This is a genomic window from Sporichthyaceae bacterium (genome assembly GCA_036269075.1).
Taxonomy (GTDB): Bacteria; Actinomycetota; Actinomycetes; order Sporichthyales; family Sporichthyaceae; genus DASQPJ01.
In genome coordinates, this window is sequence record DATASX010000021.1 from 1 (window position 1) to 23,141 (window position 23,141).

General features: G+C 71.0%; 22 protein-coding genes and 1 tRNA gene. 7 read left to right on the forward strand and 16 right to left on the reverse strand.

From position 1 onward, the window contains the following. The 6 genes from VHU88_04375 to VHU88_04400 all read right to left on the reverse strand — a co-directional run. Positions 1 to 456 (reverse strand): hypothetical protein (locus VHU88_04375; protein HEX3610902.1); only part of this gene is annotated, 456 nt, incomplete at its 3' end. A 485-nt stretch (positions 457 to 941) separates the two neighbouring features. Next, positions 942 to 2,168 carry a cysteine--1-D-myo-inosityl 2-amino-2-deoxy-alpha-D-glucopyranoside ligase gene (mshC, locus tag VHU88_04380; protein HEX3610903.1) on the reverse strand — a complete coding sequence of 409 codons (1,227 nt, stop codon included), beginning with the start codon at positions 2,166 to 2,168 and terminating at the stop codon, positions 942 to 944. 127 nt (positions 2,169 to 2,295) lie between these two features. After that, complete coding sequence (locus VHU88_04385; protein HEX3610904.1) at positions 2,296 to 3,063, reverse strand: SCO1664 family protein; 768 nt, start codon at positions 3,061 to 3,063, stop codon at positions 2,296 to 2,298. Next, entirely contained in the window at positions 3,060 to 3,629 is a 570-nt protein-coding gene (locus tag VHU88_04390; protein ID HEX3610905.1) for a DUF3090 family protein, read from the reverse strand. Before VHU88_04390 ends, VHU88_04385 begins: the two co-directional genes overlap by 4 nt. A 10-nt stretch (positions 3,630 to 3,639) precedes the next feature. Continuing rightward, positions 3,640 to 4,386 (reverse strand): histidine phosphatase family protein, encoded by a 747-nt coding sequence (locus tag VHU88_04395; protein HEX3610906.1) that lies wholly within the window; start codon positions 4,384 to 4,386, stop codon positions 3,640 to 3,642. A 16-nt stretch (positions 4,387 to 4,402) separates the two neighbouring features. Beyond that, complete coding sequence (locus tag VHU88_04400; GenBank protein HEX3610907.1) at positions 4,403 to 5,449, reverse strand: LLM class flavin-dependent oxidoreductase; 1,047 nt, start codon at positions 5,447 to 5,449, stop codon at positions 4,403 to 4,405. A 110-nt stretch (positions 5,450 to 5,559) separates the two neighbouring features. On the opposite strand from VHU88_04400, the gene VHU88_04405 reads away from it, so the two are divergent. Further along, the gene (locus tag VHU88_04405; protein HEX3610908.1) at positions 5,560 to 6,543 is read left to right on the forward strand and encodes an aldo/keto reductase; all 984 of its coding nucleotides are present in this window, start codon (positions 5,560 to 5,562) and stop codon (positions 6,541 to 6,543) included. Between the two features lie 15 nt (positions 6,544 to 6,558). On the opposite strand, the gene VHU88_04410 is transcribed toward VHU88_04405, so the two are convergent. The 4 genes from VHU88_04410 to VHU88_04425 form a co-directional block, all read right to left on the reverse strand. Continuing rightward, positions 6,559 to 7,152, reverse strand: coding sequence for a hypothetical protein (locus VHU88_04410; GenBank protein ID HEX3610909.1), 594 nt, complete (start codon positions 7,150 to 7,152; stop codon positions 6,559 to 6,561). 16 nt (positions 7,153 to 7,168) lie between these two features. Continuing rightward, the gene (locus tag VHU88_04415) at positions 7,169 to 8,497 is read right to left on the reverse strand and encodes a M20/M25/M40 family metallo-hydrolase (GenBank protein HEX3610910.1); all 1,329 of its coding nucleotides are present in this window, start codon (positions 8,495 to 8,497) and stop codon (positions 7,169 to 7,171) included. 106 nt (positions 8,498 to 8,603) lie between these two features. Continuing rightward, positions 8,604 to 8,831 carry a hypothetical protein gene (locus tag VHU88_04420; GenBank protein HEX3610911.1) on the reverse strand — a complete coding sequence of 76 codons (228 nt, stop codon included), beginning with the start codon at positions 8,829 to 8,831 and terminating at the stop codon, positions 8,604 to 8,606. A 214-nt stretch (positions 8,832 to 9,045) separates the two neighbouring features. Then, positions 9,046 to 9,130 (reverse strand) — tRNA-Leu (locus tag VHU88_04425). Positions 9,131 to 9,435: 305 nt separating this feature from the next. Between VHU88_04425 and VHU88_04430 the strand changes: the two genes are divergently transcribed. Further along, the gene (locus VHU88_04430) at positions 9,436 to 10,089 is read left to right on the forward strand and encodes a class F sortase (protein ID HEX3610912.1); all 654 of its coding nucleotides are present in this window, start codon (positions 9,436 to 9,438) and stop codon (positions 10,087 to 10,089) included. A gap of 7 nt (positions 10,090 to 10,096) precedes the next feature. Here VHU88_04430 and VHU88_04435 read toward each other — a convergent pair whose 3' ends face one another. Then, positions 10,097 to 10,489 (reverse strand): ACT domain-containing protein, encoded by a 393-nt coding sequence (locus tag VHU88_04435; protein HEX3610913.1) that lies wholly within the window; start codon positions 10,487 to 10,489, stop codon positions 10,097 to 10,099. Between the two features lie 246 nt (positions 10,490 to 10,735). On the opposite strand from VHU88_04435, the gene VHU88_04440 reads away from it, so the two are divergent. Next, positions 10,736 to 12,733, forward strand: a complete 1,998-nt coding sequence (locus VHU88_04440; protein ID HEX3610914.1) for a hypothetical protein — start codon at positions 10,736 to 10,738, stop codon at positions 12,731 to 12,733. Positions 12,734 to 12,740: 7 nt separating this feature from the next. Here VHU88_04440 and VHU88_04445 read toward each other — a convergent pair whose 3' ends face one another. From VHU88_04445 to VHU88_04455, 3 genes are read right to left on the reverse strand one after another with little or no spacing between them, the layout of a single operon-like run. Continuing rightward, positions 12,741 to 14,000 carry a cytochrome P450 gene (locus VHU88_04445; GenBank protein HEX3610915.1) on the reverse strand — a complete coding sequence of 420 codons (1,260 nt, stop codon included), beginning with the start codon at positions 13,998 to 14,000 and terminating at the stop codon, positions 12,741 to 12,743. A gap of 8 nt (positions 14,001 to 14,008) precedes the next feature. Then, a complete protein-coding gene (locus VHU88_04450; GenBank protein HEX3610916.1) occupies positions 14,009 to 15,121 on the reverse strand; it encodes an acyl-CoA dehydrogenase family protein in 1,113 nt (370 codons plus the stop codon). Then, entirely contained in the window at positions 15,118 to 16,245 is a 1,128-nt protein-coding gene (locus VHU88_04455; GenBank protein HEX3610917.1) for an acyl-CoA dehydrogenase family protein, read from the reverse strand. The genes VHU88_04450 and VHU88_04455 overlap by 4 nt, the downstream gene beginning before the upstream one ends. Before the next feature lie 73 nt (positions 16,246 to 16,318). Between VHU88_04455 and VHU88_04460 the strand changes: the two genes are divergently transcribed. Both VHU88_04460 and VHU88_04465 read left to right on the forward strand, forming a co-directional pair. Continuing rightward, positions 16,319 to 17,092 (forward strand): thioesterase family protein, encoded by a 774-nt coding sequence (locus VHU88_04460; protein HEX3610918.1) that lies wholly within the window; start codon positions 16,319 to 16,321, stop codon positions 17,090 to 17,092. Between the two features lie 9 nt (positions 17,093 to 17,101). Continuing rightward, a complete protein-coding gene (locus tag VHU88_04465) occupies positions 17,102 to 18,628 on the forward strand; it encodes a long-chain-fatty-acid--CoA ligase (protein HEX3610919.1) in 1,527 nt (508 codons plus the stop codon). Between the two features lie 24 nt (positions 18,629 to 18,652). On the opposite strand, the gene VHU88_04470 is transcribed toward VHU88_04465, so the two are convergent. Continuing rightward, positions 18,653 to 19,549: an amidohydrolase family protein gene (locus VHU88_04470; protein ID HEX3610920.1), complete on the reverse strand. Its 897-nt coding sequence runs from the start codon at positions 19,547 to 19,549 to the stop codon at positions 18,653 to 18,655. A gap of 44 nt (positions 19,550 to 19,593) precedes the next feature. Here VHU88_04470 and VHU88_04475 point away from each other — a divergent pair, with 44 nt between their 5' ends. Next, positions 19,594 to 20,796, forward strand: coding sequence for a permease (locus VHU88_04475; GenBank protein ID HEX3610921.1), 1,203 nt, complete (start codon positions 19,594 to 19,596; stop codon positions 20,794 to 20,796). A 20-nt stretch (positions 20,797 to 20,816) separates the two neighbouring features. On the opposite strand, the gene VHU88_04480 is transcribed toward VHU88_04475, so the two are convergent. Continuing rightward, entirely contained in the window at positions 20,817 to 21,326 is a 510-nt protein-coding gene (locus tag VHU88_04480; protein HEX3610922.1) for a hypothetical protein, read from the reverse strand. Positions 21,327 to 21,774: 448 nt separating this feature from the next. Between VHU88_04480 and VHU88_04485 the strand changes: the two genes are divergently transcribed. Then, on the forward strand, positions 21,775 to 23,141 hold a 1,367-nt coding region (locus VHU88_04485; GenBank protein ID HEX3610923.1), incomplete at its 3' end, for a biotin/lipoyl-binding protein.

Sequence of the window (23,141 nt, forward strand, 5' to 3'; positions counted from 1 at the left end):
CGGCGCGGTCGAGGTCGGGGTCGACGGGCTGACCGCGGGGGTCGCCTTGCCGCCGAGGATCGGCAGGTCCTCGACCAACGGGGTCACCACCGGGCCGAGAACCGGCAGGCTCTCCAGGACGGAGCCCAGCGACAGGGGCGCGGCGCTCGCGGTGACAGTGTCGGCTCCGCTGGACTTCGAGCTCGAGTCGCTCGACTGCGCGGGGGTGCTCGTGCTCTGCTGCGCGGTGGCGGGGCTCGAGTGCGTGGTGGCCGCGGCCGGGGCCAGGGCGTCGGACAAGGTGTTGGACACACCGGTGGTCAGGCCGTTTACCAGGGTGCCGAGGCCGAGCAGGCCGCCGTTGGTCGTCGGAGCGGTCGAGGCGGCCGAGGCCGGCCCCACCCCGATCGTCATGCCGCAGGCCGCGGTGGCGGCACACACGATCAGAACCCGCCGAGCGGACCGACCGATCGTCATTCCGGCACCTCCGAGCTTGCAGCGCAATGTCCTGTCCGGACTGCTTGAGAATGCCGGCTGCAACGGCCTCCACAACGCTGCAAGACCTATGAGCCGTCCGGCTCACAGCGAGCCCGTAAGGCAAAGAATCCGTCAAATGCAGTGATCATGAGTTGGTGCGCGAAACGTCATTTCTGGTGACGCAACGACCGGACCGACCACCGCTGCGCGGCCCGGCCCTACGTCTCACTTACAGCGTCCGTAGCCAGTTGACCTGCGGTTCTCCGCGCCAACTCGGAGGTCAGACGGTCCCTGCGTCGGATCCGACCGGACGCGACCCGTTCGACGCGGAATAAGCGATATGTCCGATTTCGCCGAATTCGTGAATTCCCACGGGAACCCAAAGAAACGCGGGCGGCGTGAGATTCCCGAGGAAAAGAGTGGCCGAACGGACGAGGTGTCCATCGACTGATCGGCAGGTCTTCGAAAAGCCCGCCGCGACAGGGCTAAAGGGCGATTCCGAGCAAGGCGTCCACACCTCGCGAGAGGACACCCGGAGCGCCGGTGTCGTCGCCCCCGGACGCGCAGGCCCGCTGCGCCCACTCGTCGACGGCGGCCAGCGCCGCCGGGGCGTCGAGGTCGGCCGCCACCGCGGCCCGGACGATCTCGAGGGTCTCGGTGGCCGGCGGGCCGTCCGGCCGGGACACCGCCGAGCGCCAGAGCTGCAGCCGGTTCTGAGCACCCGTCAGATCTGCGTCGGTCCATTCCCAGTCCGACCGGTAGTGATGGGCCAGCAGGGCCAGGCGGATCGCCACCGGGTCGACGCCGGCTTGGCGCAGTTTCGAGACGAAGACCAGGTTGCCGCGCGACTTGGACATCTTCTCGCCCTGATAGCCGACCAGGCCGGCGTGCACGAAGGCCCGGACGAACCCCGGGCCGCCGTCGTGCACGTGCGCGTGCGAGGCGCCCATCTCGTGGTGCGGGAACGCCAGGTCGCGGCCGCCGCCCATGATGTCGACCCGCGGGCCGAGCCGATCCAGTGCGATTGCGGTGCACTCCACGTGCCAACCCGGGCGACCGGAACCGACGACCGTGTCCCAGCTCGGCTCACCCTCGCGCGGGGCCCGCCACAGCAACGCGTCGAGCGCGTCCTTCTTGCCGGGCCGGTTGGGATCGCCGCCACGTTCGGCGAACAGTTCCAGCATCGCCTCGCGGCTCAGCCGGGATACCGAGCCGAAGATCGGGTCGGTGGCGACCGGGAAGTACAGGTCGCCGTCGACGTCGTAGCAGGCGCCGCGCTCGTGCAGCACCGCGATGAACTCGGCGATCAGGGGGATCGCCTCGACCGCGCCGACGTAGTGCTCCGGCGGCAGCACCCGCAGTGCGGTCATGTCCTCACGGAACAGCTCGGTCTCCCGGGTCGCCAACGCCCGCCAGTCCTCACCGGTCTTCTCGGCCCGTTCCAGCAGCGGGTCGTCGACGTCGGTGACGTTCTGGACGTAGTGGACGCTCACCCCGCTGTCGCGCAGCGCCCGACCTAGCAGGTCGAAGGTGAGGTAGGTGTTCGCGTGCCCCAGATGGGTGGCGTCATAAGGGGTGATGCCGCAGACGTAGATGCGCGCCTCGGGCCCCAGCGCGGCGGGGACCAGCTGCCCCGTACTGGTGTCGTGCACGCGCACGGGGTGTCCGACACCGGGCAGCCGGGGGACGTCGGGCGCCGGCCAGGACTGCATGGCCGCCAGCCTATGTCCCGCCCGATCTCCCGACTTCTGCTGCCTGTCCCACCTATCGAGGCGCTCCGATAGGTGGGACAGGCAGCAGAAGTGCGGGTTGGGGGGTCGGGGTTCGGGGTGGGCCGGCTCAGAACGGGGGCCACGGGACGGCCGGCCAGCCGTCCTCGCGGGGCACCGGGTGCACGCCGGTGCGCAGCAGCAGCTTGATGCGGCGGCGGGTCGCTGCGACCTCGGCAGCGGTGAGCAGCGCGGCCAGATCCGGCCCGAGATCATCCGCCCAGCGATCGAGCAGCCCGGCCAGCATGTCGACCGCCTCGACGGGCAGCGGCTCCCCGGCCCAGCGCCACAGCAGGGTCCGCAGCTTGTTCTCGACGGCGAAGCAGACGCCGTGGTCGATTCCCTGCAACTGCCCGTCCGGGGTGGGCAGGATGTGCCCACCCTTGCGGTCGGCGTTGTTGATCACCGCGTCCAGCACGGCCACCCGGCGCACCCGGTCGTCGTCGCCGCGCAGCAGTTCGACGACGTCGGCGGCAGTGTCGATGTCCACCCACAGCTGGCACATCCCGGGACCCCACGGGCCCTCGCGCATCACCGTGGGCGGGACCACGTCCCAGCCGGTGGCGGCGGAGACCCGGTAGGCGGCGACCTCGCGCCCGGCCAGGGTGCCGTCCGGGAAGTCCCACAACGGTCGTTCTCCGGCGACCGGCTTGTGGACGCACGCCGCGGTGATGCCGTCGAGGGTCACCGAGCAGTACAGCGTCGCGTTGGAGGCGTCGACCAGTCGACCGATGACCTCCATCGATCCGTGCTCGAGCAGTTGGAGCGCGGCGGGCAGACCGATCCGGGAGACCGGGACCGCCGGTGCGAGTTCCACCGAGGGCTCAGGCGAACTCAACGCCGGTAACCGTTCTGTCGCGGACACACATGCCCGGCCGGGTCCAGCGGAAGTGCGCAGAACGGGCACGGCGGACGGCCGGCGGAAACCACTGCCTGTGCCCGGCCGGCGAACTCGCGCGCCATCGCGGCGGTCATGCGCACGCGCAGCACGTCCGGCCCGTCGATGTCGACCTCGTCCTCGTCGTCGATGGCTGGGGCGGCGTCCGCGGCGCCCTCGCCACCGGCCTGGGCGACGATGACCACCCGGTCGATGCGCGGGTCCCAGCCGAGGGCGAGCGTCGCGACCCGGAAGTCCTCCTCGATCGGCAGATCCAACGGCCCGAGGTCGTTGTCGACCGCGGCCGGCTCGTCGGCCAACGGGTCGCTGCCGGAGACCCGGCGCACCTCCTCGAGCAGCCGCCCGACCTGGTCGGCCAGCAGTTGGACCTGCTGCTTCTCCAACGCGACGCTGGTCAGGCGACCGTTGCCCCGGGCCTGCAGGAAGAAGGTCCGCGCCCCGGGCTCGCCCACGGTCCCGGCCACGAAACGCTCGGGCGGGTCGTAGAGGTACACCTGCCGCGCCATGCCTCCGAGCCTAATGTCTTGGCCTGCGACCTGCGCTGTTGCCCGCCGGGCCGGAGCCGTTGTCCGACGGTCCGGCGCCGCCCCCGACCACGGCGTCCGTGCCGCCGCGGCGCTTTCGGTTCTTGGCCGGGCGATACGCCTCTATGTCTCCCCCGGTGTCGTTGAGCTTGATCAGGAACGGACGCAGTTCGGTCCAGCGGATCGCGGTGACCGACCCCGGGTCGACGTTGATCCGCTGGAACAGGTCCAGATGCAGGCCCAAGGACTCGGCGACCACCGCCTTGATCGGGTCACCGTGCGAGCACAGCGCCCACACCGCGCCTGGCCCGTGCTCGGCCGCCACCCGGGCGTCCCAGTCGCGGACGGCGGCCACCGTGCGCGCAGCCATGGCGGGCAGCGACTCACCGCCGGGGAACGCGACAGCACTGGGGTGCGCCTGGACGGTCCTCCAGAGCGGTTCCTTCATCAACGTGGCGATGCTGCGCCCGGTCCAGTCGCCGTAGTCGCACTCGGCGACCCGCTTGTCCAGCCGAACCCGCAGACCGAGTGCGGACGCCAGCGGCGCGACGGTCTGTCGGCAGCGCTCCAGCGGGCTGGACACGATCGCCGCCAGCCCCAACCCGCCCAGGCGCGCGGCCAGCGCGGCGGCCTGGTCCCGACCCCGGTCGTCCAGGTTGATCCCGGGCGTGCGCCCGGCCAGCACCCCCGAGGTGTTCGCCGTCGACCGGCCGTGCCGGATCAGCAGGACAGTAGGCATTACGCGCCTTCCCCGATCACATGCCCGCCGACTCGGCGGCCTCGACGAGGACCCGCAGTGCCGCCCGGCACTGTTCGATCCCGCGCTGACGCACCATCACATTCAGGGTGGTGACGCCGACCTTGGCGTATTGCGCCAACCGTTCGGCGATGCGGTCCCGGCCGCCGAGCAGGGCGACCGCGTCGAGGAAACCGAACGGCAGCGCGGTCGCGGCGTCGGTGTACCGCTCCTGGGACCAGGCCCTGCGCACCGCCGCAGCCTCCCTTTCGTAGCCGAGGCGGGCGGCCAGTTCGTAGTAGGAGTTGTTGCGCGTGCCGAAGCCGGGGCCGCCCACGTGCGGCGCGAGGAGCGCCCGGGTGTCGTCCGCGCACGCCGCCGCGTCCGGGCCGACCACCAGCGGCAGCGACGGCGCGACGTCGAACCCGGTCAGGTCCAGCCCGGCCTTCGCCCGGCCCGCGGCGACCGCGGCGATCTGGTCCGGCAGGTCGTCCACCGCGGGGAACAGGCCGAGCCAGCCGTCGGCGATCTCGCCGGTCAGCGCGAGGTTCCGCGGCCCGCCGGCGCCGAGGTAGATCGGGATCCGGTCCCGCTGCGGAGCCAGGGCAAGGTGCTGCGGTTTGCCTGGCCCGTCGGGCAACGGGAGGGTCCAGTGCGTGCCGGAGTACTCCAGGAGTTGCTGCGTCCAGGTGCGGCGCAGGATCTCCACGTACTCGCGGGTGCGCCCCAGCGGGTCGGTGAACCGCACTCCGTACCAGCCCTCGGACAGTTCCGGTGCGGACAGGCCGATGCCGAGATGGAAACGGCCGCCGCAGAGCCCGTCGAGGGTGGCGGCAGTCATCGCGGTCATCGTCGGCGTGCGACCGGGAATGCGGAACGTCGCCGAGCCCAGGCCGATCCGCCGGGTGCGTGCGGTCAGGTGGCCGAGAACCGTCGCGGCGTCCGAGCCGTGGGCTTCGGCGACCCAGACGACGTCGAGTCCGAGTTCCTCGGCGTACTCGGCGGTGGCGAACCGGACGGCGTCCTCGTCGCGGGTCCAGTAGCCCAGATTCAGGCCGAGTCGCACTCGTGCCCCCTCTCCAGGCCGCATCGTGCGCACCATATGTGACCCGACACGATCACGCGTTCCCGGGCCACCTGAGCCGCCGGCGCAGATCGGCGGCTTAGCCTGCTTTCATGGACGCTGGTTCGGCTCACCCCGCGGGGACAGGTGTCGGGGCGACGGTTGCCTCGCGGCGCGTCGGCCACAGCGGTCTGGTGGTCTCCCGCCTCGGGTTGGGAACCGGCAGCTGGGGAACCGCGACCGACGCGATCGACGCCGGTGAGGTGCTCTCCGCGTTCGCGGCGGCGGGCGGGACGCTGGTCGACACCGCGCCGCACTTCGGGGACGGCCAAGCCGAGGAAGTGCTCGGATCGCTGCTGGGCAAGGCTTTCCGGCGCGAGGAGTTCGTGCTCGCCGGCAAGGCCGGGCTGCGCCGGGTGGGTGGGCGCACGGTGGCGGACGCATCGCGCCGCAACCTGCTGGAGTCCCTGGACGCCTCCTTGGCCCGGTTGGACACCGACCACGTCGACCTGTGGCAGGTGCAACTGTTCGACTCGGCAACGCCGGTCGAGGAGACACTGTCGGCGTTGGAGCACGCGGTCGCGACCGGTCGGGCCCGCTACGTCGGGGTGGCCAACTACGGCGGCTGGCACCTGGCGCGGGCTGCCACCCTGCTCGAGTCGGCCGCCGGGCACGCCCGGATCGTCGCCGCCGGGACCGAGTACTCGCTGCTGCAGCGCAACCCGGAGGCCGAACTGCTGCCTGCCGCGGCCGCGCTCGGGGTCGGGGTACTGGCCTACGCGCCGCTGGCCGGCGGCGTGCTGACCGCCAAGTACCGGCACTCCACCCCGCTGGACTCGCGGGCCGCCCGCACCGATGACGTCGAGCACCACCTGGACGCGGGCGGTCGACGGGTGGTCGACGCGATCGCCACCGCCGCGGACGGCCTTGGCGTCAGTGCCATCGAGGTCGCACTGGCCTGGGTGCGCGACCGGCCCGGGGTGGCCGCCGCGATCGTCGGGGCCCGCAGCGTCGCGCAGTTGGCGCCGACGCTGGCCGCGGAGTCCCTCACGTTGCCGGAGGGCATCCGTCGGGCGCTGGACGACGTGTCGTCCTAAGTTGTCAGGACAGACCTAGTCGCTTGCGTTCCTCCGCGACACCGGGACGTCGAAGCGACACAGGACGGCGTCGGGGTCGATGTCGACGAAGGCCTCGTCCATCCAGTCCGCCGTGTCGCTGCGCGGATCCTCGTCGGCCGGGACGACCCAGGTCGTCGCCCCGTGCCAGTGCAGGCCGAGGGTGTTGGCCCGGGCCCGGTCGACCAGGCCGGAATGGCCGTGCACGTGGGCCAGAGCGGCGACGGCCACGGCGCTGGAGTCGACCTCTTCCCGCAGCGCGTCGCTGCCCGCGGCCAGCAGCAGGTCCGGGTCGACCACGCTGAAGTCCCACCGGGCCAGCAGCGCGAACCGGTCGGGTTCCTCGGCGGAGCCCTCGGACTCGTCGGGCTCGTCGGTGTGCAGTTCCGGCAGGTCGAACGGGGTGACCTCGTCGTGCTCGTCGTAGAGCGCGTCGTCGTACGCGGCGGCCGCGGCGCGCACCGCGAGGAACGCGGTCTGTACCGCTGGGTCCTGCTCGCCGGTGCGCTTCTCGGCTGCGGCGAGGTGGTCCGACAGCGCGGCGACGAGCCGGTCGAGGGCCTGGCGGGCGGCGGAATCCGTGGTGGTCATGGAATCTGAGTACCCGTCAGCAGGTGGCCAGGAAGCGGTCGAGCACCCGGACGCCGAACTCCAGCGCCTCGGTGGGAACTCGTTCGTCGGTGCCGTGGAACATCCCGGCGAAGTCCAGCTCGGCCGGCAGCCGCAGCGGGGAGAAGCCGAAGTTTCGCATGCCCAGGCGGGAGAACGACTTCGCGTCGGTCCCCCCCGACAAGGCGTACGGGATGATCCGGGAGCCCGGGTCCTCGGCCTGCAGCGCGGCGACCATCGCGTCGACCAGGGCGCCGTCGAAGCTGGTCTCCAACGCGATGTCGTGGTGGACGAACTCCCGGGTGATGTCCGGCCCGATCAGCTCGTCGATCGTGGCGAGGAACTCGTCCTCGTAGCCCGGCAGGAAGCGACCGTCGATGACGGCCGAGGCGTCCGGCGGGACCACGTTGGACTTGTAGCCGGCGCTCAGCATGCTGGGGTTCGCGGTGTTGCGCAGGGTCGCCCCGATCAGCCGCGACATCGAGCCGAGTTGGGCGACCAGCGCGTCCGGGTCGTCCGGGTCGAACCGGACGCCGAGCACGTCGGCGATCTCGTCGAGGAACGCCTGGACGGTCTTGGTGATGCGGATCGGGAAGCGGTGGTTGCCGACGCGGGCGACCGCGTCGCACAGCGCGGTGACCGCGTTGTCCTCGGCGATCATCGAGCCGTGTCCGGCGCGGCCGTGGGCCGTCAGCCGCATCCAGGCCATGCCCTTCTGGGCGGTCTCGATCGCGTAGAGGCGCTTGCCGGCCACGGTGATCGAGAAGCCGCCGACCTCGCTGATGGCCTCGGTGCAGCCCTCGAACAGGTCCGGCCGGTTGTCGACCAGGTAACGGGCGCCCTTGGTGCCGCCGGCCTCCTCGTCGGCGACGAACGCGATGACCAGGTCGCGCGGCGGGACCCGCCCGGACCGTTTCCAGGCCCGCACCAGGGCCAGGATCATCGCGTCCATGTCCTTCATGTCCACGGCGCCGCGGCCCCAGATGCAACCGTCGGCGATCTCGGCGGCGAACGGCGGGTGGGTCCACTGCTCGGCGAACGCGGGCACGACGTCGAGGTGACCGTGGATGAGCATCGCCCCACGGCCGGGGTCGGCACCGGCGATCCGGGTGACCACGCTGGCCCGCCGCGGGTCGGACTCGATGATCTCGGCCTCGCAACCGGCGTCGGACAGCTGCTGCGCCACGAACTCCGCGATCGCGCGTTCGCCGGGCCCGGAGCCGTCGCCGAAGTTCACCGAGTCGAACCGGATCAGCTCCCGGCACAGTTCGACGACCTCGCCGGCGGCCAGGTCAGCCGTACTCAGGCCGGGGTTCGCACGCTCCACCGTCTCTCCTTGCCGCCGTCCGCGGCCCGTACGCCGCGTTGGGCCCATCCTGCCCCGCCCACCACGCCGCCGGCCACCTGAGCTCCTGCCGGGTCGCGGGGCGTGGTCAGAGCGGCGAGATCTTGGGGTTCGGCAGGGCGATGCGGCGGGTCTCGGCCCCGAAGTTCACGATGACCTCGCGAGTGCCGTTCACCGCCACCACCGTGCCGAGGCCGTATTTGTCGTGAGTCACCCGGTCGCCCACGGCGAACACGTCCGGGATGACGGGCTCGACGACCCGGGGTTTGAAGGGGCTGGTGGACAGGTGGCCGGGACGGCCGCTCGAGGTGCTCACACCCTGATTGTCGGTCCTCCGGACCGGTTTCGTGAAGTCGGCCTATTTACCCTGGTCGACAGGGCCGGGACAACCCCCGCAGGGCGAAGCCGGCGAGCGTACGAGCACGGCGGGGGTGACGGGGGCGGAGCCCCCGTCCGCGACGCGGAGCGTCGCAATGAGATGACGAGCGAGCCTGCGAGCGCGTAGCGCGAGCAGCGTTCGCCCGAGAGCGTGTCCGAGGGGGGACTTGAACCCCCATGCCCTTTTGGGGCACTAGCACCTCAAGCTAGCGCGTCTGCCAATTCCGCCACCCGGACCGGACGTCGCCACGGGTTGCAAGCCGGGCCGACATCGGGGGAAACCCTAGCATCGGCGCAGGGGCGGGCGAGCTTGATCGGCGACAGTCGCCCGGGCGGGCGCACGGTCTTGTCGAGCCGGTCACGAACATCGCCTGCGCGCCTGCCGCTGAAGCCGGGTCGGGCGCCCGATATTTGAGCTAGGCCCGAATGATCGCCCACCGTGCGGTCGGCCGTCGGATCGCAGTGGGCAAAGTCGATTCGGGTCCACAGCCCGCGCCGGGTACCGTCCCGGAAGCAACTATTGCGGGAAGCAGGAGGCAGCTGTGGGTCGTCGCGGAGGCGATCGGGCACCCGGACCCCGGGTCGGTCGGATCGTGGCCGGCGGGGTCGTCGTCGTGGCTCTGGTGGCCGCGGGCGTGCTCGCCCGGATGGGTGAGGACTCGACCCCGGTCGCGGTCGCCCCGTCCCAGCCGGTGCCCACGCCGACGCCGTCGCCGACACCTGAGTGCAGCACGACCACGGTGGCGTTCGTGCCGACCTCGGTGAGCATTCCGGGCGTCCAGGCCCACATCAACGTGATTGCCCTGAAGCGCGACTCCCACGACGTTCCCGGGACTCCGCCGCTGTCGAGCACCGGCAAGACGGAGATGGCCTTCGACCTCGGCAGCGGGATCGAACCCGGCGACGCCCTGGGCAACGCGCTGCTGAACGCGCACACCTGGCCCGACGGCAGCGCGCTGGGCAACCGACTGCTCGCCGGTCTCCACGAGGGCGACCAGTTCGACGTGCAGGGTCCGCTCGGCCGGATCTGCTACAAGGTCACCGCCCGCATCGAGGTGCCGGCGACCGACCCGGGCAAGCAGTACTACGCCAAGACCGGAGTCCCGCAGGTGGCGATCATCGTCTGCTCCGGCAAGCGACTGGGCCCCGGGGTCTGGACGATGCGGACCATGTGGTTCGCCTCGCCGATGGTCTGACCCGGCCTCAGAGTCCCAAGGCCTTCTTCAACTCGTCGAGGTCCGGCGAGCCGAAGACCACGCGGTCGCGGGTGGCCACGTAGACCAGGTCGAGGTTCACCCCGGCATTGGCCACCCGGCGCGCGAGGTCGGCGAGCACGCCGGGCCGGTCGTCCACGTCGACGACGACGACCTCGCGCTCCCGGGTGACCGTCAGACCCGAGATCGCCAAGGAGTGCCGGGCCGCCTCCGCGTGCGGGACCAGGATGTGCATCTCGGCACGGTCGTGCGCCCCGACGCAGGTCGCAGCCGCGATGTTCACCCCGGCGTCGCTGATCGCGGCCGCGACCGTCGCCAGTGCACCCGGGCTGTTCTCGATGTCGATGACCAGATCGACAGACATGTGCACGACGTTCGTCATGGCTGCTGAGCGTAACCCTCGATGCGGGTACCCGGCATCGGCCGATCCGCGGTGCCTGCGGCGGAGACGGCCGAGCGCTGTCCCCGCCGTCGCCGTCCCAATCATCCGGCGAGCCCATTCGGTCCAACCGAATGGCCGAGGTCTGGTGGACCCCGGACCATTTCGGCCGAGACCTCGCCCGCCCTGGGCGTCGGCGATGTCGTGGTGGGGGTAGCCGTGATCGGTCGGTCCGCTGGTGGGCTTTCGGTGGCGTGGGTCCGTCGCGGGTCGATGCTGCTGGTCGGTGTGACGACGGCCGCGGCGGTGTTGCAGGGCGTAGCCGGTGCCAGTCAGACGCGCCCGGCCGGTATGCGCACCGAGTTCGAGTGCGCCCGGCATCCGGAGCGCGGGACCGCGACCTGCCTGGCCGAGCGGCGCACCGACATCCCGGTGCGCAAGCGTGCCGAGGTGACCTCGGCCGCTGCACCCTCCGGTTACGCCCCGGCCGATCTGAGCTCGGCCTACCACGTTCCAGCTGCCCCGATCGGTACCGTCCCCACGGTCGCCGTCGTTGACGCGTACGACGATCCGAATGCGGAGGCCGACCTCGGCGTCTACCGCAGCCAGTACCACCTGCCCGCGTGCAGCACGGCGAACGGTTGCTTCCGCAAGGTCTCGCAGACCGGCGGCAGCAAGTTGCCGAGCGGGGATTCCGGTTGGGCGACCGAGATCTCGGTGGACCTGGACATGGTCTCGGCCGTGTGTCCGGGCTGCAAGATCCTGCTGGTCGAGGCGAGCTCGGCCGCGCAGTCGAACCTGTCGACGGCGGCGAACTACGCCGCGGGTCAGGTGGGCATCGGCGGCGCGGTCTCGAACAGCTACGGCGGTTCGGAGTTCTCCGGCGAGTCGGACAGCGCCTACACGCACTCAGGCGTCGCGATGGTCGCATCCAGTGGCGACGAGGGCTACGTCACCGAGTTCCCGGCCGCGTCACCGAACGTGATCGCGGTCGGCGGCACCTCGCTGACCCGGAGCAATACCAACGCCCGCGGCTGGACCGAGTCGGTGTGGGACACCAGCAACAGCGAGGGCACCGGCAGCGGATGCTCGAAGTACGAGGCGAAGCCGTCCTGGCAGAAGGACCCGGGGTGCGCGCGGCGCACGCTGGTCGACGTGGCCGCGGACGCGGACCCGGCCACCGGCGTGGCCGTCTACGACTCGTACCACACCGGTGGATGGGCGGTGTTCGGCGGCACCAGCGTCGCGTCCCCGATCGTGGCGACCATGTACGCGATGAGCGGTCTGACCAAGCCGAGCGCGCAGTCGCTGTACACGACGCCCAATGGACTGGGTCTCAACGACGTGACCACCGGATCGAACAGCAGCACCTGCGGCGGCTCATACCTGTGCCAGGCCGGGGTCGGCTACGACGGCCCGACCGGCACCGGCACCCCGTGGGGCCTGGCCGCCCTGGGCGGCCCGGCGTCGACCAGCACCAGCGCCCCGTTCACCGTCAGCACCAACCCGAGCGCAGTGACGGTGAACCCGGGGGCGAACTCGTCCGCGATCACGGTCACCACCGCCGTTGTCGGCACCAGCTCGGCGGAATCGGTGAACCTGACCGCGACCCACCTGCCGACCGGGGTGACCACGAACCTGCCCGCCTCGACGACGTCGGGCAGCACTCCGGTGACCATGACGCTCACCGTCGCTTCGACCACCACCCCGGGCACGTACCCGATCACGCTGACCGCCGCGGACACCTCCAACAACACCGCGACGACCACCCTCACGCTGACCGTGCCGGCCCCGTGCAACTCCGTCCAGCAGTTGGCCAACCCGGGCTTCGAGTCCGGGAACACCGGCTGGACCAGCACCCCGAGCGTCATCGGGAAGTGGACCGGGGCCGAAGCGCCGCACACCGGTTCATGGGACGGCTGGATGGGCGGCTACAGCGCCAAGCACACCGACTCGCTGTCCCAGACGATCACGGTGCCCGGGCTGTGCCACACGGCGACGTTGACCTACTGGGTGAAAATGGTGACCACGCAGACCAGAACCGCCACCGACTCCTTCGTCGCGACTCTGGGAACGGTGACTGCGACCTTCAACAACACCACCGCACCCACGGGCTGGCAGCAGGAGACGATGACCTACACCCTGACGCCCGGCCAGACCACCGTCCCAATGTCGTTGACCGGGAATCAGGCCGGCTCAGCCGCCACGTCGTTCGTGGTCGACGACGCCGGCCTGACGTTCTCCTGACCGAGCGTCAGAAAGTGCAGGGCATCGCGCGGATCGCGTGGATGAAGTTGCCTGCCAGGTATTCCGGCTCCTGCGCTCGCAGGTCGGGGAGTTGGTTCAACAACTCGCGAAGGATCGCCTTGAGCTGAGTGCGGGCCAACTGCGCACCCAGGCAGAAGTGTGATCCGCCGCCGCCGAATGCCAGGTGCGGGTTGGGCGCGCGGCCCAGGTCGAGCACGCCCGGGCCGGCGAACACGGTCTCGTCCCGATTTCCGGACGAGTAGAACATCACGACCTTCTCCCCCGCCCGGACAGTGTGGCCGTGCAGTTCGACGTCGGCGACCGCGGTGCGCCGGAACGTCATCACCGGAGTGGCCCAGCGCAGGAATTCCTCGACGGCGGTGCCGATCCGGGCCTCGAAGCCGGCGGCCAACCAGTCCCGTTGCTCGGCGAACGTCGTGAGCGCGTGGACCGCGTGGCTGGTGGTCTGCCGGGTCGTGTCGTTGCCGGCCACGGCCAGCAGGACGAAGAACGCGGAGATCTCCTCATCGAGCAGTCGCTCGTCGTCCACCTCGGCCTGCACGAGCGCGGTCATCAGGTCATCGGCCGGTTCGGCACGGCGCTGCTCGGCCAGCGCCAAGGCGACCCGGTGCAGTTCCAGCGTCGACTCGAACAGCATGCCCATCCGATCGCGACCGGCCACATGCTCCGGGTCGGCCCAGGACACCAGATCGTCGGCGGCGTCGGCGACCGTGGCCCGCTCGGCTTCCGGGACGCCCATCATGTCCGAGAGGGTCCGCATCGGCAGCTGGCTCGAGCAGGTCCGGACGAAGTCCGAGCCGGGCCCGGCAGCGGCCAGTTCCTGCACGACTGTCTTGGCGTTCGCGTCGATGCTCTCGGTGATCCGCGCGATCTGACGGGGCGTGAAGGCGGCGCTGATCAGCCTGCGCAGCTTGCCGTGCCGCGGGTCGTCCATCGCGAGGAACGACTGCGACATCTCCAACATCTCCTCGGGCACGTTCTCGAAAATCACCCCCTGCCCGGAGACGAACACGTCGGTGCGCCTGCTGATCTCGACGATGTCGGCATGCCGGACGACGGCCCAGAACCCCGGGTCGTCCGGGTCGTCCATCAACGCGTCGGCGACCGGCGGGTGCCAACTCAGCGGGCGGTGCGCGCGCAGCGTCGCGAAGCTGCGCTCGCGCCCGTGCGCGGGTTGGGACCAGAACGCCCGCGAGGACAGGTCGATCGAGTCGTACGGACGGGCGCCTGCGCTGTCGTCGGCCATGGGAATTGCTACCGCATCGGAGCCGGGTCGGTCGGCCCGGGCAGGTCGAGCAGGTCGGCCAGTGCCGCGCGATGCCGGTCCGGGCCGCCCAGTGCGATGCCGGCGCTGACGGCACGCTTGAGGTACAGGTGCGCCGGGTGCTCCCAGGTGAAGCCGATGCCGCCGTGCAGTTGGACACACTCCTCCGCGGCGTGCTGGGCGACCGGCGAGCACCGGGCCTGGGCCAGGGCGGCGGCCACCGGCAGGTCCGACGCGTCGGTCGCCGCGCACACCGCGGCGTAGCGGGCCACGGCGCGGGCCTGGGTCAGTGCGACCCACAAGTCGGCGACGCGGTGCTTGAGCCCCTGGTAAGAGCCGATCAGGCGGGCGAACTGCCGCCGGGTGTTGAGGTACTCGACGGTCATCTCCAGCACCCGGCCGGCCACGCCGATCTGTTCGGCGGCCAGCAGCACGGCCCCGATCCGCAGCGCATGCTCGACGGCGGCCGCCGCCGCCGGGCCGTCGGCCAACAGGCGTCCGGCCCCCGGCTCGACGCGCAGGTCCGTCAAGGGCCTGGTCATGTCCAGCGATACGACCGGCGTCCGCTCGACCTCGGTGGCCTCGAGGACGCGCAGCGACCCGGCGGCGTCGAGGACCAGCAACACCTCGGCGGTCACGGCGTCAGCGATGCCGAGCACGGTTCCGTCGAGCGAACGCGGGAATTGGCCGGGTGCCGTGGCGAACGGGACCGCCAACGCGCCGGAGCGCTCGCCGGCGGCCAGCGCCGGCAGCAGCTCGGTGTCGCCGAGGTGGGACAGCGCCGCGACGGCCATCGCGTGGCCGAGGAACGGCACCGGCGCGACAGCCCGCCCGAGTTCCTCGGCCACTACGGCTGCCTCGGCCCACGACGCCCCGGCGCCGCCGGCCTCGACCGGGACGGCCAACCCGGCGCACCCGATCTCGCAGAGGGCGGCCCACAGGGCGGTGTCGACGAGTTCGTCGCTCTCGGTGCGGGCCAGCACATCCGGCCACGCGGCGCGTTTGTCGAGCAGGTTGCGCACTGTGGCACGCAGATCGCGTTCGACGTCGGACTCCAGCAGGTCCGGTATCGCGGGGTCGACCGGAACCGTTTGCTGACTCATCGCGGCAGGTCCTTCCAGGGCACGTCCTTGTCGGTGCGGATCTCGCCGGGCAGCCCGAGAACCCGTTCGGCCACGATGTTCCGCAGGATCTCCGAGGTGCCGCCCTCGATGGAGTTGGCGCGGGCGCGCAGGTAGCGATGGCCCGCCGAGTCCTCGTAACGCAAGCCGTCGCCGGCGAGCACCTGCAGCTCCAGGGCGGTGATCCGCTGGTTCAGGTCGGCGTAGGCCAGTTTCGCCGCCGAGCCCTCCGGCCCCGGGCGGCCGGCAGCGATCTGCTGCTTGAGGCGGGTGGAGGCCAGCCGGGCCGACTCGGCCTCCACCCACAGCTCCAACAACTGGTCGTGCAGGCCCGCGGTGCGCAGTTCCGGGCGGTCCCGCCAGGTGCGGATCAACGGCTCGAGCATGCCGCCGCGCGGGATGCGCCCGCCGCCGATGCTGACCCGTTCGCTCATCAGAGTGGTCTGGGAGACCGCCCAGCCCTCGCCGACCGCGCCGAGCCGTTGGCTGTCGGGAATCCGGACGTCGGTCAGGAAGACCTCGTTGAACTCCGACTCCCCGGTGAGCTGCCGCAGCGGCCGGACCTCGACGCCGGGCGCGGTCATGTCGAGCACGAAATAGGTCAGGCCCTGGTGCTTGGGCACTGCCGGGTCGGTGCGGGTGACCAGGATGGCCCAGCGGGCCAGGTGCGCCAACGAGGTCCACACCTTCTGGCCGTTGACCACCCACTCGTCGCCGTCCGGCACGGCGCGCGTGGAAAGTGAGGCCAAATCAGATCCCGAGCCGGGCTCGCTGAACAGCTGGCACCAGATCTCCTCACCGGTCCACAGCGGTCGCATCCAGCGGCGTTTCTGATCCTCGTCGCCGTGGCGCAGGATCGTCGGGGCGGCCATGCCCAGGCCGATGACCCCCAGCGCGGGCCGGTTGTCCGGGGCGCCGGCCGCGACGAACGCGGCGTCGACCGCACCCTGCTCCCCCGGGTCGAGCCCGAGACCGCCGAGGCCGACCGGCCAGTTGATCCGCGCCAGGCCCGCGTCGAACCGGGCGCGCAGGAACTCCCAACGGTCGGTCGTGGTCGGGTCGTGCGCGGCGAGGAACTCCGCCACGCGCTCGGTCAGGTCACTCATCGCGCTCCCCGGTGCGTCGTCCCGGCGATGGTACCCACGGGTCGGATTGGAGCCGGCCGTACGATCGGCGGCCATGCGCTTCGACGGGGCGACCGAGGTCAAGTGGGCGGGGCCGGGCCGGTACACCACCGAGGTCGACGCGGTCTGGGGTATCGGCGGCAGCCCGAACGGCGGCTACCTGATGGCCATCCTGGCCCGGGCGACGCTGGCCCATACCGGAGCGCCCGCGCCGCTGGTCGTCTCGGCCGAGTTTCTGCGCCCGACCAGGTCCGGATCGGCCCAGGTGGAAGCGAGCACGGTCAAGCCCGGGCGCACGGCCACCCACGCCGCGGCGACGCTGCGTCAGGGCGGCGTCGCGGCGGTGACGGCCACGGTCGTGCTGGGCGCCGCGATCGGACCGCCGACCGGCCCGGGCGAGGCCTGTCGCGTTGCGCCGGAGGCGGACTGTGTGCCGTTCAGCTTCGGGGCCGGGCCGCCGAACCTGCTGCAGCGGATGGAGGTCCGCTACGAACCCGGGTACGGGCCGCACGACGACGGCCCGGCGGTGGTGCGCGGCTGGGTCCGCCTGCTGTCCGGGGAGGAGCCGGACGCGCTGGTCGCCCTGCTGGCCGCCGACGCGTTGGCGCCGGCCACCTTCCGTCTCGGGTACCGGTCGTGGTCACCGACCGTGCAGATGACCGTGCAGTTGCATCGGGCGCCGGGGCCGGGTGCCCTGGCCGTCGAGGTGGTGGCCGGTGAACTGCGCGACGGGTGGTTCGACGAGGCGGCCACGGTGTGGGATTCCGCCGGGGTGCTGGTGGCTCGGGGGCGGCAGTTGGCCCGGTTGCCGCGCGCGGACCCCGTCTAAGGTCCGGACATGTATCTGACCCAGTCGCTGCACCGTTCCCTGCAGCAACACCCGGAACGCGTTGCGACGGTGTTCGCGGGGCGCCGCCGCACCTTCGCCGAGCAGGCCGCCCGGGTGGCCCGGTTGGCCGGTGGGCTGCGCGGGGTCGGGGTGCAGTCCGGCGACCGGGTCGGCGTCCTCGGCCTGAACTCCGACCGGTATCTGGAGAGCTACCTGGCGGTGCCGTGGGCCGACGCGGTGGTGGTGCCGGTCAACACCCGGTGGGCGCCGGCCGAGATCGCGTTCTCGTTGCGGGACTCCGGCACGCGGGTGCTGATCGTCGACGACACGTTCGCGCCACTGGTGCCCGAGCTGCGCGAGCTGACGCCGGAGCTAGGCACGGTCGTGCACGCCGGTGACGGCCCGTCAGGTGCGGATTCGGCGTCGTTCGAGGAGCTGGCCGCCGGCGGCGCGGCGATCCCGGACGCCCGACGGGGCGACGAGGAGTTGGCCGGGATCTTCTACACCGGCGGGACGACCGGGTTCCCCAAGGGCGTGATGCTCAGCCACCGCAATCTCATGATCGCGGCGCTGCGCAATCGCGCGGTCACGCCGGGCGGGTGCTTCCTGCACGTCGCCCCGATGTTCCACCTCGCCGACTACCACTGCACGGTCTCGGTGTGCAGTTCCGGCGGCACCCATGTGATCGTGCCGAGCGTCGACCCGGTCGGGGTTCTGACGGCCATTGCGGAGAACTCGATCACCGACCTGGGCTTGATCCCGGTGATCCTGCAGATGATCGTCGACAATCCGGCCCTGGCCGAGCACGACGTCTCGAGCGTGCGGTCGGTGGCCTACGGCGGGTCGTCGATCACCGTGTCCGTACTGGAACGGGCCAAGAAGGCCTTTCCCGCAGCCGGATTCACCCAGGTCTTCGGGCAGACCGAGGCCGCCCCCGTGCTGACCCGCCTGGGCCCGGAGGAGCACGACGACACCAATCGCCCGGATCTGCTGCGGTCGGCAGGGCGGGCGATGGAGCACTGCGAGGTGCTCGTCGTGGACCCGTCCGGGGCGGAATGCCCGCGCGGGGTGCAGGGCGAGATCGTGGCGCGTGGCGGCAACGTGATGCTCGGCTACTGGAACCGTCCGGAGGAAACCGCGGCGGCGCTGCGGGACGGCTGGCTGCACACCGGCGACGCCGGCGTGATGGACGCCGACGGCTACCTCTTCGTGCTCGACCGGATCAAGGACATGATCGTGACCGGTGGGGAGAACGTGTTCTCCGCCGAGGTCGAGAACGCGATCGCATCGCACCCGGCAGTGGCGGCCTGCGCGGTCATCGGCCTGCCGGACGAGACCTGGGGCGAACGGGTCCACGCCGTGGTGGTCCTGCACCCTGGGCAGCACGCCGAAGCCGAGGAGATCACCGGCCACGCGCGCGGATTCATCGGCGGGTACAAGATCCCGCGCAGCGTCGAGTTCGTGGACCGACTGCCGGTGAGCGCGGCAGGCAAGGTGCTGAAGCGGGAGTTGCGGGAGGCGCGGCGCTCCACCTGACGCCTGGACCAGCTGGGCGCAGGGTCAGTCCGTGGTGAGCTCCGGCCAGAGCGCGGCGGCGTTGTCGTGGAAGACCGCCCGCATCCAGTCCTCGTCGAAGCCGAGTCGGACGATGCCCGCGACCGCCTCGGCGTAGGCATAGGGGATCGTCGGGAAGTCGCTGCCGAACAGGATCCGGTCGCCGAGGTCGCGCAGGCGGTGGACCTGATCGCGCGGGAACGGCCAGGCCGCTTCGGTGAATTCGGTGAACACCGAGGATGTGTCCAGCCGCATCCGCGGGTACTTGGCCACCAGGTCGAAGAACTCGCCGAAGTCCGGCCAACCCAGGTGTGCGACGACCGCGGAAAGCCTCGGGTGACGGGCCATCACTTCCGCGAACACGTCCGGGCCGGTGAACTGGGTGGGCACCGGTCCCCCACCGCAGTGGACCACCACCGGCACGTCGGCGTCGGCGAGGTTTCCCCATGCGGCGTCGAGGTCGCGATCGCGCGGGTCGTAGCCACCGACCTGGACGTGGGCCTTGAACACCCGCGCCCCGGCCTCGATTGCCCGGGCGACGTCCTGACCGGCGCTGGGCTCGGCGAAGAACGTGGCGGTCCGGATGCAGCCCGGTGTCGCGGCGGCGAACTGTGCTGCCCACTCGTTCAGCGTCGCCGCCATCCCCGGCTTGTGCGGGTACAGCAGCGAGGTGAACCCGATGGCACCGAAGCCGTGCAGGCGCCGCGTGCGTTCTGCCAGGTCCATGCGATAGCGGACCGGCCACGGCCGACCGAGGAGCGGGCCGGCGGCGTCGAAGTAGGCCCAGACGGCTTCCTGCAACCGGTCCGGCATGGCGTGGACGTGGACGTCGATGACCCCGGGCAGGCGGAGCGAAGCCCAGAACTCGGGCAGGTCTGCGTCGGCGGCGGGCGTGTCTGGCACACCAGGAAGTTACCCAGCGCGGCGAACAGGGCATGGTGGTGGGCGTGATCGACGACATCGGCCACGCCTTGGCCACCAGCGGTCGGATGACCTGGCAGATCGTCTGGTCGCTGGTGCTCGGGTTCACGCTCTCGGCTGTCGTGCAGTCGCTGGTACACAAGTCGACGATCGCGCGGCTGTTGCCGGACGACTCGCCACGCAGCCTGACGAAGGCGACGGCGCTGGGAGCCGCGTCCAGTTCCTGCTCCTACGCCGCGGCCGCGCTCTCCCGGTCCTTGTTCCGCAAGGGCGCCGACTTCACGGCGGCGACCGCGTTCCTGTTCGCCTCGACCAACCTGGTCGTCGAACTCGGGATCATCCTGGCGCTGCTGATGGGCTGGCAGTTCACCGCGGCCGAGTTCGTCGGGGGGCCGGTGATGATCGTGGCGTTGGCACTGCTGTTCCGGCAGTTCCTCCGGCCCGGGATGCGCGCCGCGGCTGCCGAGCAGGCCGAACGCGGCGTGGCCGGCTCGATGGAGGGCCACGCCGCGATGGACATGAGCGTCGGGGGCTCCGGAAGCTTCGCGCGGCGGTTGCTGAGCCCGGCCGGCTTCACGTCGGTCAGCCACAACTTCGTGATGGAGTGGGCCGCGATCCTGCGGGACCTGGTCATCGGCCTGCTCATCGCCGGCGCGGCCGCGGCGTGGATCCCCGACTCGTTCTGGCAGCACCTGTTCCTGGCTCGTCACCCGACCGCGGCGAAGCTGTGGGGGCCACTGATCGGGCCGCTGGTCGCGGTCGCGACGTCGGTCTGCTCGATCGGCAATGTGCCGCTGGCGGCCGTGCTGTGGAACGGCGGGATCAGCTTCGGCGGGGTGACCGCATTCATCTACGCCGACCTGATCATCCCGCCCCTGCTGGTCATCTACGCGAAGTACTACGGACGGCGCATGGCGCTGTTCCTGTTCGCCACGTTCTACGCGGTGATGGTCGCGGCCGGGTTTGTGGTCGAGGCCCTGTTCGGGGTCGCCGGCGGCGTGCCGGACGGGCCGCGGCACGCGTCGATGGGCGACGACGCGATCCGGTGGAACTACACCACGGTGCTGAACATCGCACTGCTGGTCATCGCCGCGGCACTGGTGGTGCGCTTCCTGACCACCGGCGGGCCGCAGATGCTGAAGATGATGGGCGGGACGCCACCGGAGGGCGCTGCCGATCACTCACACATGCATGGCGGACACGCCGACCCGGCGCCCCCGCATCACTGAGCTCTGGAAAGCAGGCTTGCCTAGCAGCCGAGGCCGAGCAGCTTCTGGCAACCGCCCGGGGCCGGCGTAGCGCCACCGGCATTGCCGGAGCCGCCCGCAGTCCCGGTCGAACCGCCACCGGTCGATGTGCCCGTCCCGCCGGCGGTACCCGTGGTGGGCGCCGGGGTGGCCTTGACCGGCTTGGGCGCCTTCGGAGTCGGGGCCGGGGTCACGCCGGAGAGCTCGTCGGAGGCAGCGCTGTGCACCGGGACGATGGTCCGAGGCTGGATGTCGCCGGGCTGGATTCCACCCTGACCCAGGGTCTGGGTCTTGGTGGTCGTCTGGCCGGTGATCGTCTGGGTGCGCTGCCTGCCCGGGTCGATGCGGTTCACGATCACCGACGCGCCGGCGATCACACAGACCAGCGCCAGCACCATCAGTGTCTCCAAGGAGACCGGGCCGAGCTTGCGCTCGCGCCGCGCGCCGGCAGCGGGCTTGGCGGGCCGACGCGGCGCGTCTGCGCCGCCCGTGTGGCGACCGTGCTGCGACACAGCGGCCCTTTCCTGTCCAGGTGCCCGATCCGAGCACAACGATCTTGGAGTGTGCCGCACCGCGGCGTGCCAAGGCTAACGCCGACGGCTCATTTCATACTCGCTCGGACGAACGATTGCATCACGGCGACCCGCGCAAGGCCGTCCGAGGAAGAATTGACCCGGCTATCACCCGAACCGGTCTGCCTGCGCGCACTTGCCCCGGCGCGAACCGACCCACCTGCTCCCCCGCCGTGACCAGCGACTTTGCGTCGGCTCGCGGGGAGGAAACGTCTGCCAAGTCGATTTGACCCAATCCGGTACGTCTCCGTACACCACGTCTACTTGATCACTTCTAGCGTGACTGATGTTGCGTTGTGGGACTCAAGATGCAGCAGAACGTAAGTGGGGCTGGTTGGGGAAGTCGGCCGCACGGTGTCCGAACAAGATCAGTACGGGGCGGGGAGCCATGAACCGGAAGAAGATTGCCATCAACACCGGGTTGTCGGTGATTCTGGTGGCCACTGCCATTGAGGGCATCAAGACCGTCGGCAATCCCAGTCAGCCCAAGCCGGTCGAGCAGACCGCGGAGGCCAACCAGGGCACGGTTGCCACGACGGTCTCGGCCACCGGCAACCTGGATGCGCCCAAGACGGTGGGTCTGGTCTTCGCCGGGACCCAGCCGGGGCTGGTGACCGATGTGCCGGTCAAGATCGGTGATCAGGTCCAGACCGGGGCGGTGCTGGCCAAGGTCGACAACCGCACCGCGGTCAACGACCTGGACCAGGCCACCGCCGCGTTGGGCACTGCCAAGGCCCAGCTGAAGTCGGCGAAGGAGGAGTTGCACGTCAACCGCAACCAACTCGCCGCCGCGGCCCAGACGTTCAAGAACGCCCGCCTGTCGGTCTTCGAGGCCAAGCAGCGCTTCGGTCTGGACTCGGGCAACACCGACGGGCTGGTCGGGGCCTCGGAGCGGGAGCTGTTCGCCGCCCGCCACGACCTGGCCTTCTCCCGCTCCCGCACCGCGACCAACAGCCACGACGCGACGACCACCGCCACCACCGCCGGCTCTCCGCCGGTCACCACTACGACGAGCGCGACCTCCACCGATCACAACGGGCAGTCCCAGGCCAGCGTGACGGCCTCGTCCTCGCGCAGTTCGGTCGCCGGTGCCGAAAGTGGTGTGGTCACCCAGCAGGTCAACCGCTCCTCCACACTGCTCTCCGATCATCAGAGCGTGCTCACCGCGATCGGGCAGGCCCAGTTGGCGTTGCGTAACGTCGGGGTCGCCTCGGCCACCAACGGCATCGACCACCGCTACGGCACCCCGGCCCTGATCGCCTCGGCCAAGGCCGCCATCGCCTCGGCCAAGGTCCAGGTCGCCATCGCCAAGGTCGCCCTGGACGACACCGTGCTGAAGGCACCCTTCGCCGGGTCCATCGTGTATGTGGCCGGTAACGTCGGGGAAACCCCGGCCTCGGCACCACGTGGCACCACCGCGGTCTCCGCGACCCCCAACGGCCCGGGATCGGTGGAGGACCGCGACGCGGCCACCCAGTCCGGGTTCGTGATCATGGCCGACATGACCCACCGCGAGGTCACCGCCCAGGTCGATGAGGCCGACATCGGCAAGATCAAACCCGGCCAGAAGGCCACCGTCACCTTCCCCGCCACCGGCGCGGTCGTCACCGGCATCGTCGGGCAGCAGGACCTGCAGGAAACCGTCATCAACAACGTCGTGGAGTACAACGTCAAGATCGACCTCGCCGGCAACGCCGCCGAGGAGAAATTGGGCCAGAGCTCATCTGTGGTAATTACGACCGCGGAGAAGGACAA